This window comes from Dyella soli (assembly GCF_054482295.1).
The window spans coordinates 819,007-832,979 of record NZ_JBTFFU010000001.1 but is presented as its reverse complement, the minus strand read 5'-3'; the positions used below and the strand labels follow the sequence as shown (position 1 = coordinate 832,979).

Below are 13,973 nucleotides of genomic sequence, written 5' to 3'. Positions count from 1 at the left end.
CGCGCAGCGATTTCCACATCGTCGAATGCAAATTTGCATCACTGCCAGGGCCTCCCCGTGAACTGGGACGACACTCGCATCTTTCTCGCCATCCAGCGCGAACGCAGTTTGCGCGGCGCGGCGCGGACCGTGGGGCTCGACCAGGCGACGGTGGGCAGGCGTCTCGCGGCCCTTGAGCGAGCTCTTGGAGCCACTTTGTTTTTGCGCACATCGAGCGGCTATGCGCTGACTTCGGTGGGCGAGATTGCGCTGCGTGCAGCGGAAAAGATGGAGCAATCAGCCAACGACCTCGTTCGGCAGACCCAGGGCGTTGACGAGCGCCTCGCCGGCGAAGTCCGAGTGACGACGACCGACTCGATCGGCCTCGAATTCGTGATGCCCGCGATTCGGAGCCTGCACGAAGAACACCCGAACGTACGCGTGCTGCTGGACACCTCGACGCAAGTTCAAAACCTGGCGAAGCGCGAAGCAGATATTGCCGTGCGCACGATACGGCCCGAGAACCCCGATCTTCTCGCCCGCAAGCTGGCAACCTGGCCGATGGGGCTCTATGCGTCGGCCGACTATCTTGAACGGCATGGCGAGCCCGTTCCTGGCACGGCTTTCGAAGGGCACGACATCGTGTGCTACCTGCCGTATATGCAGGCACGCCGACAACTGACGCTGGCGGGTGAGCCTATCCTTGGCGGGCGGATCGTGGGCGGTTTGAACTCGAGCCTGACGCTACGCGCGGCCGTGCGCGAGGGGCTTGGCCTTGGCGAACTCCCCGTGCCGATCGCTGAGCGCGACGGCCTGGTCCGCATCTGGCCGGACCGCTCCAGTGCATCACCGTATGAAGTGTGGATGGTCACGCACAAGGATCTTAGGCATACCGCGCGTGTCGTCGCCATGATTGACCACATCGTGCGGGTATTCGAAGAGACACCGCTCGCACATGGCTCGCAAGGCTGAGGGCGGCGCTGGCTGGGCGTTACCTCGGCCTGGCTTGATGCGAAGCGTCGGGACCGAAACGGTCGGTCAGGCGATCAGGGTGATTGAGACCGTCCATGAGGGCCGTGGTCCGGCGTTTGGCCAGTCGATGGATGGGTTGCCGGCCGGCGACAGGACACGGCATTCCCATGGCCTGTCATTACGCCAGGGTTGACCTCGCGCCTCTGCCCCTGGATCGCTTGCTCTTGTGTCCCTTGATCACCTGGATGTCTTCAGGCGCCAGGATCTCTCCGGCGGAATTGAGGATGCTGAGGCGAGCGATGGGCAGGTTCTCATGATCCCGGACCACGGTCATCTCTTCACCATCTTCGAAGAGATGGTCTTCGCCCCATTGACGCAAGGCGAACAGGATCACACGCAGTTGACGCCCTTTCTCGGTGAGGTGGTATGTGCTGCGGGCGCCGCCATCGGCGGCTGGACGCTTTTCGAGGACTCCGTTGGCAACGAGCATGCGCAGACGTTCGCTCAGGATGTTCTTGGCGAGCCCCAGGCTCGTCTGAAACTCGCTGAAGCGGGTCTTTCCGGCAAACGCGTCGCGGACGATCAGCATCGTCCACCAGTCGCCAATCGCATCGAGCGCCCTGGCGACAGGGCAGGTGGCCTTCTCTAGACGTACGCGCCGCATGATCCGGGCACTCCCGCAGGCATTGTGCAGAGACTAGCACAAAGAGGTTGCATTATAAAACTCTCTGCCGTATAAGAGGTTTAATTACGAAACCGTATGTGGCAGTCTCCCATGTGGATCATGCAGGGCGCCGAAGCGAGCAGAACGCCAAGTCGTTCCAGGTGTCGAGCCGGGGTCACCCCGATCGGGCTTGGTTGACATCCCTTGATTTATCCGCCCGGTCACGCGCGCAGAGCCACCTGCCGGGCAATCGAGGCATCCAGCGGATGGCAGCCCTTCCTCTCATGGACGCCCAATGCATCAACTCTGGAGACTGTCGTGATCAAGCTGCAAAAACTGTTAGTCGGCGCCATGCTGTCGGTCATCGCGGCCACGGCGGCACACGCCGATTCGACGCCCGTGGCGAAGGACATTGTCCTCGTGCACGGCGCATTCGTGGATGGCTCGGGTTGGCGGGCTGTCTATGAAATCCTGAAGAAGGACGGCTTCCATGTCAGCGTCGTGCAGGAGCCGCTCACCGGACTGGCCGAGGACATCGCGGCCACCAGGCGCATCATCGATCAGCAGACGGGGCCGGTCGTGCTGGTGGGGCACAGTTACGCCGGCTCCATCATCACCGATGCCGGCACCGATCCCAAGGTGCGCGCGCTGGTCTATGTTGCTGCGTTCCAGCCTGACGCCAACGAATCGATCGGCCAGCTGGTCTCGAAGTTTGCTCCGCCCAACGATGCCGTGCAGGCCACGCCGGACGGCTTCCTCTACGTCGACCCGGCCAAGTTCCATGCCACCGTTGCCGCGGATCTGCCGCCGTCGGCCATCGAGTACCTGGCCAACTCGCAGCAACTGGTTTCCGCCAAGGTATTTGCCGCGCAAACGTCGGTTGCCGCCTGGCGCGTCAAGCCGAGCTACGCCATCCTGACCACCCAGGACCATGCCATCAACCCGGAACTTCAGCGCTGGATGTACAAGCGCTCCGGCGCGAAGGTCACCGAGGTCAACGCCAGCCATGCGGTGTACGCGTCCCAGCCGGACGCCGTCGCCCGGGTCATCGAGACGGCCGCCCGGCAATCGAACTGACCGTTTGTCCACCACGCAACTCTTGGCACCCGGTCGAAGGCTCGCCATCGCCAGTGGATGCAGAAAGGGGACTGGCTTCGCCAGTCCCCCATGGTGCGAACGTACGGGCAGGGAAGGGGCGGTCGGCCTTCCGCGCCGTATTACAGGTGATCGGCATCGATCACGGCCTGCGTGAACGCTTGCGGTGCTTCTTCCGGCAGGTTGTGGCCGACGCCACCGGGCACCAGGCGGAACTGATACTTGCCCGCGAACCTCTTCGCATAGGCTTCTGGCTGCGGGTGCGGTGCGCCATTCGCATCACCTTCCAGGGCGATCGTCGGAACCGTGATCGCCGAGAATTGAGCTAGTCGCTTTTCCATGGCGTCGTATTGCGTTTCGCCCTTGGCGAGATCCAGGCGCCAGCGATAGTTGTGGATGGCGATGGCTACCTGATCCGGATTGTCGAGCGCGGCTGCACTTCGCTCGAAGGTGGCATCATCAAAGTTCCATTTCGGCGAGGCCAGTTGCCAGATCAATTTGGCGAAGTCATGGCGGTATTTGTCATAGCCGACGCGACCGCGCTCGGTGGCGAAGTAGTACTGGTACCACCATTGCAGCTCGGCCTTGGGCGGCAGCGGGGTAGCGCCGGACTCCTGGCTGCCGATCAGGTAACCGCTCACCGTGACCAATGCTTTCACGCGTTCCGGCCACAGCGTTGCCACGATGTCTGCCGAGCGCGCACCCCAGTCAAAGCCGCCCAGCACGGCGTGCTTGATCCGCAAGGCATCCATGAAGTCGACGAGATCCTTGGCCAGTGCGGCAGGCTCACCGTTGCGCACGGTGCTGTCAGACAGGAAGTGGGTGTCGCCGTACCCACGCGCATAGGGGACAAGCACCCGGTAGCCTTTCGCCGCCAGCGCAGGCGCGACCTGTTCAAAGCTATGGATGTCATAGGGCCATCCATGCAGCAGGATCACCACCGGACCGTTGGCCGGACCCATTTCTGCATAAGCGACGTCCAGTACGCCGGCGTGGACATGCTTCAGCGGACCCCAGGGATCCTGCGCTGCGGCGAGCGGCGCGGACTGCTGATGCAACGGGTCCTCAGCGTGTGCGGCCGTGGCAAGGCTTGAAAGGCTGAGGGCAAGTGCGGCGGCGAGCGCCAAATGCGTGTGCTTCATGGTGATTTCCTGGAATGCGTGCTGGTGACGGGCGAGGACAGAAGCGCATGGAAGACCGCCTTGGTGGGAACGCTGCGGCAAGGCGTCACTCGGTGTGCACAGGAAACCGCGGCGACGTATCCCGGCTGTGTCCGGGAGCGCGCCGGAAGTCTGAAAACGTGTAGCAGGCGGGTCCTGAAACATTTCGATACAAAACACGCCGCCAGAGCCGGGGCACCGAGAGCTGGGTCGGCGCCTTGATGGAGTCGCGGATGCCCGGCCACCGGATCCAGGCAGGCCTGCGGCTCGCAGGAAGCGTCGCCGTGAACATGCTGGTCTTCATGACGGGGATCTGTTCAGGTTGAGCTGTAACCAGGACTGTCTTCACTGCGAAGCCTTAGCTATGAAGACATCAAAACGTGCAGTGATTGCCCTTGCACCGGGTACCGGGAACGGCTTCCCCGGGACTACGCCGTCGTCGGTCGACGCAAGCGGCGCGCGTTTGTGCTGACCGGCACATCAGTTGCCGTGGCGGCCGATGCCCGAAGTCGACTCGTCGTCATGCATGGATCCTTGCCAAAGCCTTTATCAATGACGCGCAACCAAGCCCCTTCGGCCCATGGCCCCGCCGCCAACCTGCCTGCCACTTGCACCGACCGCATGGTCGGGCGGACGCATGATCGTGTGCTTGCGTCCCATGATGGGACTCGAACGGGTCCACTCAGCCAGGCATTCCATCGCGAGACCAGCAGACCCGTCGACGCGCACCAGGCGAATCTCTTCGACCCCCATCAACTTGCCCGCGCAGGCAGTCACCCGCAGGACGATTCGAGCATCGGACACATGGGCATGGCGGCGGTCACCACGGTTCCGGATCATGGGGTCGACGAGGAATCCGGGGCGGTGATGGCCTTCGACCCGAGGCAGGAACGCCTCAGCGGTCATCTCACGGAGCACTTCAAGATACTTGCCTCGATCTCGCACGATCTGCAGACACCGATCACCCGCATGCGCCTGCGCGTCGAGAGGCTGGACGATTGCGCGGAGCAGCAGAAGATCGTCGGCGATCTGCGTGAAATGGAGCATCTGATTCGCGAGGGTGTGGCCTACGCGCGGGGCACGCTCGGTGGCGAAAAGGCACGGGTCAAGATGGATCCGGTGGCCTTTCTGGAGAGCCTGGTCTTCGACTATCAGGACATGGGCCGAACCGTATCGCTGGTTGCATCCGCCGGCGGTCACGTCACGACTTGCCCCCATGCGCTGCGGCGCGTCCTCGGCAATCTGATCGACAATGCCATCAAGTACGGCGGAGCCGCTGAAATTGGCGCACATCGGGATTCACGCGGCGCCTTATGCCTGACCGTATCCGACCGGGGCCAGGGCATTCCTGAAAGCGAACTCAAGGAAGTGCTCAAGCCCTTCTATCGGCTTGCCGTTGCGCGCGAAAGTGACATCAGCGGAGCCGGGCTTGGCCTTGCCATTGCCGCCCAGTTGATAAGCTCGATAGGTGGCACGCTGTCCCTGTCCAATCGCAGCGGCGGTGGTCTTACGGCTGCCATAACGCTGCCCTAGAACGGTGAAGCAGCCAGATCATGGAGCTGTGCGCCACGACGTTCCTTTCTCCAGGCGTCGTGGCCACGGCACATGCATCCCTTGATGCCTTCAGATTCGCCGCACGGGATCGGGCTTATCGGTCTGCCGCATATCGCGACGCAGGGATACTGCTCGACAAATGCGGGGACATCGTTCGCCTGGCGGATTCGTAGGCATCCCACTCTTCGCCGGCGTGCAGCGCGGGGATCGTCACCAGTTCGCCGCGATCGAAGCCGGTCAGTGACGCGTCGACCATATCTTCTGCGGACATGACGATGCCCTTGGGCAGATGCTCGAGCGGCAGGCCGCCAACCTCCCAGAAATCGGTCGCGGTTGCGCCGGGTAGCACGGCTTGTACCTGGATCCCTTTCGCCGAGAGTTCATGGTGCAAAGACTGACTGAAGGCGAGGACGAAGGCCTTGCTGCCGCCGTAGACGCCGTTGAGCGTCTCCGGCGAAATCGCCACGATGGACGAGATGTTGATGATGGCGCCCTTGCCGCGTGCGACAAAGCCTGGAACGGCGGCATAAGTAAGGCGAGTCAGCGCGGTGACGTTGAGGTCGATCAGTCGCGTCATGGCATCCACGTTGCTATCAAGCAGGGGGGTGTGGGTGCCCACGCCCGCGTTGTTGACCAACAGCGTGATACTGGCGTCCTGCTTGAGCTTTTCTTCGACCGCGGCAAGTGCGACACGGTCATTGAGGTCCGCGTCCAGGATTTCGACGCTCCGGTGGGTTTCGTTGGTAATGCGCTCGGCAAGCCTTGCCAGCCGGTCGCGGTTACGGGCGACCAGGATCAGGTCGTAGCCTCGGCGCGCCAGGCGCTCGGCGTAAACTGCACCGATGCCGGACGATGCGCCCGTAACAAGGGCCGTACCTTGATGTTTCGTATTCATGAATGTCACTCCGCCTGGGGTGGTTGATCAGGATGAGGCCATTCTGGGCCTGCTTCGGCATGGCATAAAGGACGTCGATAGTGCTAATTTAGGACATGGCAAGAACAGAGGTGGCCCATGCACCGAATCGGCTTTCTGCTCAGCGACGGCTTTCAGGTGATGGCGCTCGCCCCGCAAGCGGTGTTCGAGTGCGCGAACACGATCGTGGGCGAAGCGTTCTACAAGATCAGCAATTTTTCGATCGACGGAGGAGAGGTCCGCTCGTCACTCGGACTGCCGGTGAGCACGCGCTCGCTGCGTGGACGGATCGACGTGGACACCTGGATGGTTGCCGGCGTCATCGATCCACTCAACTCGCCCCCTGCCGAGGGCGTCGTCGCGTTCCTCGGAGGCAGGGCAGGGAAGCGGGCGCGGCGAATCGCCGGCATTTGCACCGGTGGATTCGTGCTGGCCGAAGCAGGCTTGCTGTCCCAGCGGCGCGCCACGACCCACTGGATGTTCGGGCGCGAGATGCAGAAGCGCTTTCCCGACATCCACGTCGAGGAAGATCGCATCTATATCGTCGATGGGACGATCTGGACGTCTGCGGGAATGACGGCCGGCCTGGATCTTGCGCTGGCGATGGTCGAGAAGGACCTGGGTGAGGAAACCGCGCGCTCGGTGGCCCATGGCCTGGTCATGCCGCAGCGACGGGCCGGCGGCCAGTCGCAACATTCGGAGATGCTCGAGCTTGCTCCCAAGTCCGATCGCATCCAGGGCGCCCTGAACTATGCGCGCGGGCATCTCAAGCATCCACTGAGCGTCGAGGAACTGGCGGAGAAGGCTCACCTCAGCCCGCGCCAGTTCAGCCGGGTGTTCACGCTTGAAACGGGACAGTCTCCGGCGAAGGCCATTGAGAGGCTGCGACTTGAGGCGGCACGACTGATGATCGAGCAGAGCCGTCATCCACTTGACGTCATCGCCAAAGAGACCGGCTTTCGCGACCGTCGCCATATGCGGGAAGCCTTCATGCGCGGTTTTGGGCTTCCGCCTCAGTCGGTTCGGCGCGGCGTGTCGGCCCATGGCCCGTAAGTGCGGGTCACTTCGGCCAAAGGCGACAGACCGCGCAATCTGGCGAAACAGGCCTATGTCGCGTGGTGCGACGAGGTGGAGCAAATGATCGCGCGAACGGCTGCGTGAGGCCCGTCAGTCGGGCAGGAACTTCGCCACGCCCAGCTGCAGGCCCTTGCCCGGCAGGGCCATCAGCGTGGAGGTGCCGTGCGCGACCAGTTCGCCCGCCTCGTCGAGTATGCGGGCTTCGGCATAGCTGATCTGCCGGCCGGGACGCAGGCAGCGGCCCTCGGCGCGCAGATGGCCGCGCGTCGCTGCCTTCAGGTAGTTGAGCTTGAGATCGACGTTCACCAGGCCGGCATCTTGGGGCAGACGCAGGAACGCGGCCCAGAACGTCGCGGTATCGATCAGCGTGGCCAGAACGCCCCCATGCACAATGCCAAACGGCTGCAAGTGGCGTTCGGCCAGGTCCAGGCCAATGACGCAGCTGTCGATCTCGAGCGCGTCGATGACCATGCCGATGAGGTGAAGGTAGGGCGACTCGCGTACGCTCTCCTGCACGGCCCGAATATAGGCTGGATTGGCTTTCATGGGTCCGGCTCGCAACGGGAAGATACGCAGCTTAAACCATGAACGGCGACGTCGTTCAATCGTTGCGACGTGCGACTCACTCGTTCAGGCCGTCCAGAAAACAGGAGCGAACGAGCTGCATGCAGGCCTGCGTGGCATGCGGATCCGTAGGTTGGCGAGTCCGATGCACGCAGCTCATGCTTGCGTGCAGTGGATCGGGCGACATCTTTCGCCCCATCAGGAAAGACTGCTCATCGGTATGCCAGGGCGAATGATGCGCGGCTGGCTGGTCCCACTCAACACCGCGGTTCGGAGAATGCCGCCAAGATCGCTGAGGATGACTTCATCGTGCGCAGTGTCAAGGGCCAGGTCGATTCCTTCCTGCAGGTCTGACAGCAGGGTTTCGATCTTCCCTGGAATCCCATTCGTGAATCGGCAACGATTGAGCGTGCTTCCCTGCGACATGGACCCGCGATCCGTCCAGTAAAGCGCATTGCTCGCCACGTCCCATTCAAGATCGATGGGCTCGGGCAAGTTGTCGAGCAGCACACGCAAATCGGTACGCCTGGCAGGATTCATGCCCTTGGGAAGATCCATTGGCGCGCTAAAGATGCGCCCTCTACCACCCTTGGCCGGTCCCATCTGGGTCCAGAAGATCTGGCCTCCATGACGGTCAAGCGCGATGCCAGCGCAATGGTTCCGCTCATCCGCGCGATCGGATTGGGTGACTCCGGTCTGGACCAGGACGGTCACATCGGAGCCATCAAGCCGCGACCGCATGACGCGCATTCCTTCGCGATCGCACCAATAGATCAGCCCGGCGTCAACATCCAGTTGCATTTGCTTTGGCGTATAGGTTGCGCCTTTCGGCACGATGACTTTCCTGTTGGCGCCATCGAAGTCGGCGCGCTCGATGAAGCCATCGTTCTTTGACCAGTCCGCGCCGGTATTTGTCCAGTAGACGTGGCTATTCACATAGTCAATGGCGATACCCTCCGGTGTCCCGCCCTGCTTGTCGAACAGGGCGTCCAGAAGTCGACCCCGCACAGGTGCGGAAAGCATGTGCGCGGAAACGGCATGAAGGACAAGAAGGCTGTTGCTCATGGTGGATCCCTACGGAAGTCACATGGGTACAAGACGGCTTGTCCCTTGCAGTTGAACAGGTCCGGCCAAAGTCAGGTGATGAAGTGCGGCCAGGACGTTGGTCGGTCGGATGCGCCATGACTTCGCTTCCTCTGGCAATCATTCGTGCGCGAATGGTGACAAGGCACGTACCTTGCCTCGGGACTCATGGCCATTCTTAATGGGGATGCTGAACGTGTGCGTATCACCGTTGAAAGGAGCGCCGCGTGCTTCCGATGTTCCCATGGCTGAGTGGCACAGCTGCATGAGGCGCGGCCCAATGATCGCCGCCATAGTGGTCGCAAAGGACGAGGCGCAACAGAAAAGTCTCGAGGAGCCGATGCATGCCGCGCTCAACAAGCACCTCGGCGGTGACCCCGCCAAGCTCACGAATGCATGTCTCGCTCCACCATTCTTCGACCCTATCCACAGCGGGCTCGATAAGCATGGCGAGTGCGAAAAGGTGTTGCCGCATGTCGCTTACCCCAACGCCTGGCTCCTGCAGCGCGACGGAAGGTGCCGGATCGGTAGCGGCGGTATGTCTCGCCAAATTTGACATGTTCATGCATTCACCTCTGACGTTCTATCAGCAAGGATGGGCACGGATAGGCTATGTGCCGGGCGTTTGCCCTGGCCTGACAGGCTCCTGACAATCCTGTAAGAAGAGCAGCGGGCATCATGCGGTCGCCACGCCGCGAGAGGACCGATGAGCCCACTGGAAAGCAAAGACGAGGACGAGGTGACCAGTACCTGAAGAAGGGGTTCGAAGACGGCGACCCCACCATCAAGTGAAGGTCACTGGTTGGGATGAGGTCCGCTTACGCCCCCAACGGACCGCATGGGGTGGAGCGGAGCACCCGGGTGCCGACCCATGTCGTCCGTGAGGGCTCGAAGCATCCTGTGGCTGCGATCGGTGCGCCCGGCACGTCACTGGCAATAATGATCAAGCGCGGACAGGATTCGCCAATCGCTCCTGCCAAACCATCCCTAGACTCCGCCCCTGACTCGCTGCTCGGTCTGGAACCTGTTCCGTGAATCCGGTCGCGTGACGCCACCAATACCGTAGTTGACCGCCTGCGACGGCACCGTCGCGACCTGGCGCAGTCGACCTTGGTGTCCCTCGACTTCCGACCGGGTGAACGACGAGCCATGGGCGCAACGAACAACATCTTCTCCGGCCTCAAGGTGGTGGATCTGGCGAGCTATATCGCCGGACCTGCCGCCACGACCATCTTGTCCGACTTCGGCGCCGACGTGATCAAGGTGGAGCCGCCAGGCATCGGCGATCCCTACCGGCTGTTCTACGCCACGCCACCGAATCCCGTGTGCGAGCGCAATTACGCGTGGCAATTGACCAATCGCAACAAGCGCAGCATCGTGCTTGACCTGAAGAACCCGGCCACGCGGCGGGTGCTGGAGCGGCTGGTGCGCTGGGCCGATGTGCTGGTGACCAACTATCCGCCCAAGGTGAAGCAGGCGCTGGGACTCACTTACGAGCAGGTTGGTCCGCTCAATCCGCGCCTGATCTATGCGGATATCACGGGTTACGGCGCCGAGGGGCCGGAAGCCGACAAGCCAGGCTTCGACATCACGGCGTACTGGGCGCGCACGGGGCTCATGCAGGTGACTCACGACGAGGACAGCCCGCCCACGCTGCCCATTCCGGGCATCGGCGACCACGCCACTGCCAGCACACTGTACTCGGCGATTGTCACCGGCCTGTACCGGCGCGAGAAGACCGGGCAGGGCGGTCACGTCGGCACCTCGCTTATTGCAGAAGGCACGTGGGCGGCGGCGACGTGGATCGAAGGCGGTCTCAACGGCGCCAAGTTTTTTGGCCAGCACAACCGCAAACGCCCGCCCAATGCGCTGCTCAATCCGTATCGCACGGCCGACCAGCGGTGGCTGCTGCTGGTCGCCGCGCAGCGCAAGGATTGGCCGGGCTTCCTCGCAGCGATCGGCATGCCGGAACTCGAGCACGATCCGCGCTTCGCCGACGCCAAGCTGCGCGGGCAGAACGCGACGGCGCTGGTGGACATCCTCGACCCGCTCTTCGCCAGCCAGCCGCTCGCACACTGGAAGAGCGTGCTCGACGCGGGGCGCGTGATCTACAGCGTTGTGCAGATTGCCGAAGAGATCATCCACGACCCGCAGATGCATGCGAACAAGATCTTCGTGCCGCTGGATGATCCTTCCATCGGCGCGACGCATACAGTCAGCAGCCCCATTCATGTCGCTGGCGTAGACAAGGTGCCGCCGCGGCGCGCGCCGGCATTGGGTGAACATAGCGCCGACGTACTGCGCGAACTCGGCTTCGCGCCCGGCGAGGTCGATGAATTTGTCGCTGCACCCGTCACAGGCGACGTGCCCTGAGCGCCTGTCCCACCGCGACCCATCCCGTCTGTCCCATCCGCCCAGGAACTTCCGCATGACCCCTTCCGCCGCCCCCGCCGAAAAGATCGCACCGCCGCTACCCGAGGCCAATGGCGATTTCTACCAGGTCGCCCAGACCCTGTCCGCGGAGGACAACGCGGTGCGCCTGAGAGTGCGCGAGTTCATGGAAAGGGAAGTGCAGCCCATCATCAGCGACTATTGGGAGCGTGACGAGTTCCCGTTCGATCTGCTGCCAAAGTTCAGCGCGCTGGGCATTATGGGCTTGCCTTACGAAGGTTACGGCTGCCCTGGCAAGAGCACCACGCTGATGGGTTTCGTGATGATGGAGATGGCGCGCGTGGATGCGTCGATCTCCACCTTCTTCGGCGTGCACACCGGCCTGTCGATGGGCTCGATCTATCTGTGCGGTTCCGAAGAGCAAAAGCGCAAGTGGCTGCCGCCGATGGCCGCGCTGGAAAAGGTCGGCTCGTTCGGCCTGACCGAGCCGGACGTGGGCTCGGGCACCGCCGGTGGCCTGACCACCACCGCCAAGCGCGAAGGCGATAGCTGGGTGCTCAACGGCCAGAAGAAGTGGATCGGCAACTCCACCTGGGGTGACATCACGATCATCTGGGCGCGTGACGTGGATGACAACCAGGTCAAGGGCTTCATCGTGGAAAACAAGACTACGCCGGGTTTCCACGTCGACAAGATCAAGCACAAGATGGCACTGCGCGTGGTGCAGAACGGCCTGATCACCATGCAGGACTGTCGCGTCCCCGAAGCCAACCGCCTGCAGCACGCCAACAGTTTCAAGGACACGGCACGGGTACTTCGGCAGACGCGCGCCGGCGTGGCCTGGGAATCCGTCGGCTGTGCGACCGGGGCTTACGAGCACGCGCTGCGCTACGCGCAGCGGCGCAAACAGTTCGGCAAGCCGATCGCCAGCTTCCAGCTGGTACAGGACCTGCTGTTCCGCATGCTTGGCAACATCACCTCGACCCAGGCGCTGTGCCTGCGCCTGTCGCAATTGCAGGACCAGGGACTGATGCGCGACGAACACGCCTCGCTGGCCAAGGGCGTGTGCACCGTGCGCATGCGCGAGACGGTGGGCTGGGCGCGCGAACTGCTTGGCGCGAATGGCATTTTGCTGGACCAGCACATCGGACGCTTCGTCGCGGACGCCGAGGCGCTCTATTCCTACGAAGGAACGCGCGAAATGAACGCGCTGATCGTCGGTCGGGCGGTGAGCGGGTTCAGCGCCTTTGTCTAGAACCGTCGCTTGCCCATGCCATCAGGCCATGCGTGGCAGGCCCGCTTGTTCGAATGCCCCACGGGATGTCTTCGCTTCGATGGATGGGCCACCTGCGGCGAGCCATGCATCGGGTTGATCAACAATTGCCCGATCGAAGCAGGAATCTTCAATCAGTGCATGTCGATGATCGCTACATTGGTTGCTTGCACGTCCAAGGCTGGGCCAAACGGGCAGCAGGCGCAGCCTTTACGTGGACAGTATCACCTCATCTGACATTTGGAGATTTTCATGCGTAAGTTCGGTTTGGCGGCCATGGCTCTAGGCTTCGCTAGTATCCTTGGCACGTTCTCAGCTTCCGCCGTACAGGCAGCTGACGCTGGTGTGACCTGCCATATGAGCTTTGGCTTGTCGGGCTGGTCGGTGATCTACAAGCATGCATCCGGTACCGGAGTAGTGACGTGCAGCAACGGTGAGCATGCCAATGTGAAGATCACGATGAACGGTGGCGGCCTTACAGCTGGCAAGTACCGCATCAACGACGGCAAGGGCGAAATCACTGACGTGCGCGGTATTGCTGACGTATTCGGCGATTACGCGCAGGCCGGCGCAGAGGCGGGCATCCTGAAGAGCGGCGAGTCTCAGCTACTGACCAAGGGCACCACCTCGCTGGCACTGCATGGCAGCGGAGAAGGGATCAACCTGGGTCTCTCGGTGGGCGCGGTTTCGGTTTCCCGCTACTGAATCTCGTGCATTACGTTTAGCTGAGAGAAATGCGACGGCGCCCTATGGCGCCGTTGTACTTTCGGTGTCGCGGTACGACTGCATGGAGCAGCGCCAGGGTCGGCGTCGACATGCATCCGGCCATGCTCGTGGGCGGCCGCTTTCCTCCTGGCAGCTCAAACTTCGAAGCCGACGTCGCCTCGGCGCCATGGTGGCGCCAATGGCGAGAAAGTCCGCGGCGTGAACATCATCGATTCGATCACGGTAGCGTGCGGGTCGGCCGAAACAACAGGTCGCATCCATACCTGGCCTGGCATTTTCGTTCAATTCATCCGTGAGGCCACGCCCTATGGTTCTGGGCCATGGCTGCCACGACGCGATGTGCGGCGACTGGCATCCGACGAACAGCTAAAGCGCGGCTCGCTGATTCCGGCATCACCCTTTGGTGACTTCAGTGATTCATCTGTTGCGGCTGACGCGCGCTTCGCCTGGTCTTTGGGCGAGGTCGCGACGTAAATGCAAATCTGGCGGAGGGCGACAGTGAAGTATCCAGAGAGAGTCCGA

General features: G+C 62.4%; 14 protein-coding genes. 9 read left to right on the top strand and 5 right to left on the bottom strand.

Annotated features, from left to right (window positions below; translation table 11 throughout):
* Window positions 1-57: 57 nt before the first annotated feature.
* Window positions 58-951, top strand: coding sequence for a LysR family transcriptional regulator (locus tag ACXU4B_RS03940; RefSeq protein ID WP_131407953.1), 894 nt, complete (start codon window positions 58-60; stop codon window positions 949-951).
* 178 nt (window positions 952-1,129) lie between these two features.
* Here ACXU4B_RS03940 and ACXU4B_RS03935 read toward each other — a convergent pair whose 3' ends face one another.
* Entirely contained in the window at window positions 1,130-1,615 is a 486-nt protein-coding gene (locus ACXU4B_RS03935) for a winged helix-turn-helix transcriptional regulator (RefSeq protein WP_131407951.1), read from the bottom strand.
* A gap of 318 nt (window positions 1,616-1,933) precedes the next feature.
* On the opposite strand from ACXU4B_RS03935, the gene ACXU4B_RS03930 reads away from it, so the two are divergent.
* Window positions 1,934-2,692 carry an alpha/beta fold hydrolase gene (locus ACXU4B_RS03930; protein WP_131407949.1) on the top strand — a complete coding sequence of 253 codons (759 nt, stop codon included), beginning with the start codon at window positions 1,934-1,936 and terminating at the stop codon, window positions 2,690-2,692.
* Window positions 2,693-2,832: 140 nt separating this feature from the next.
* Here ACXU4B_RS03930 and ACXU4B_RS03925 read toward each other — a convergent pair whose 3' ends face one another.
* Window positions 2,833-3,852, bottom strand: a complete 1,020-nt coding sequence (locus tag ACXU4B_RS03925; RefSeq protein ID WP_131410327.1) for an alpha/beta fold hydrolase — start codon at window positions 3,850-3,852, stop codon at window positions 2,833-2,835.
* Window positions 3,853-4,422: 570 nt separating this feature from the next.
* Between ACXU4B_RS03925 and ACXU4B_RS03920 the strand changes: the two genes are divergently transcribed.
* Window positions 4,423-5,403, top strand: a complete 981-nt coding sequence (locus tag ACXU4B_RS03920) for a sensor histidine kinase (RefSeq protein ID WP_240734005.1) — start codon at window positions 4,423-4,425, stop codon at window positions 5,401-5,403.
* Between the two features lie 115 nt (window positions 5,404-5,518).
* On the opposite strand, the gene ACXU4B_RS03915 is transcribed toward ACXU4B_RS03920, so the two are convergent.
* A complete protein-coding gene (locus ACXU4B_RS03915) occupies window positions 5,519-6,319 on the bottom strand; it encodes an SDR family NAD(P)-dependent oxidoreductase (protein WP_131407947.1) in 801 nt (266 codons plus the stop codon).
* 117 nt (window positions 6,320-6,436) lie between these two features.
* On the opposite strand from ACXU4B_RS03915, the gene ACXU4B_RS03910 reads away from it, so the two are divergent.
* Window positions 6,437-7,390 (top strand): GlxA family transcriptional regulator, encoded by a 954-nt coding sequence (locus tag ACXU4B_RS03910; RefSeq protein ID WP_131407945.1) that lies wholly within the window; start codon window positions 6,437-6,439, stop codon window positions 7,388-7,390.
* Window positions 7,391-7,504: 114 nt separating this feature from the next.
* Here ACXU4B_RS03910 and ACXU4B_RS03905 read toward each other — a convergent pair whose 3' ends face one another.
* A complete protein-coding gene (locus ACXU4B_RS03905; RefSeq protein WP_131407943.1) occupies window positions 7,505-7,960 on the bottom strand; it encodes a PaaI family thioesterase in 456 nt (151 codons plus the stop codon).
* A 216-nt stretch (window positions 7,961-8,176) separates the two neighbouring features.
* Complete coding sequence (locus ACXU4B_RS03900; protein ID WP_131407941.1) at window positions 8,177-9,043, bottom strand: 3-hydroxyacyl-CoA dehydrogenase; 867 nt, start codon at window positions 9,041-9,043, stop codon at window positions 8,177-8,179.
* 298 nt (window positions 9,044-9,341) lie between these two features.
* Between ACXU4B_RS03900 and ACXU4B_RS03895 the strand changes: the two genes are divergently transcribed.
* The 5 genes from ACXU4B_RS03895 (at window position 9,342) to ACXU4B_RS03875 (ending at window position 13,925) form a co-directional block, all read left to right on the top strand.
* Window positions 9,342-9,617, top strand: coding sequence for a hypothetical protein (locus ACXU4B_RS03895; protein WP_131407939.1), 276 nt, complete (start codon window positions 9,342-9,344; stop codon window positions 9,615-9,617).
* A gap of 593 nt (window positions 9,618-10,210) precedes the next feature.
* Window positions 10,211-11,434: a CaiB/BaiF CoA transferase family protein gene (locus ACXU4B_RS03890; protein ID WP_131407937.1), complete on the top strand. Its 1,224-nt coding sequence runs from the start codon at window positions 10,211-10,213 to the stop codon at window positions 11,432-11,434.
* A gap of 55 nt (window positions 11,435-11,489) precedes the next feature.
* Window positions 11,490-12,707: an acyl-CoA dehydrogenase family protein gene (locus ACXU4B_RS03885; protein ID WP_205746508.1), complete on the top strand. Its 1,218-nt coding sequence runs from the start codon at window positions 11,490-11,492 to the stop codon at window positions 12,705-12,707.
* Window positions 12,708-12,977: 270 nt separating this feature from the next.
* Window positions 12,978-13,430 (top strand): hypothetical protein, encoded by a 453-nt coding sequence (locus ACXU4B_RS03880; protein WP_425481368.1) that lies wholly within the window; start codon window positions 12,978-12,980, stop codon window positions 13,428-13,430.
* A gap of 219 nt (window positions 13,431-13,649) precedes the next feature.
* Window positions 13,650-13,925, top strand: a complete 276-nt coding sequence (locus ACXU4B_RS03875) for a hypothetical protein (RefSeq protein WP_131407933.1) — start codon at window positions 13,650-13,652, stop codon at window positions 13,923-13,925.
* Window positions 13,926-13,973: the final 48 nt, after the last annotated feature.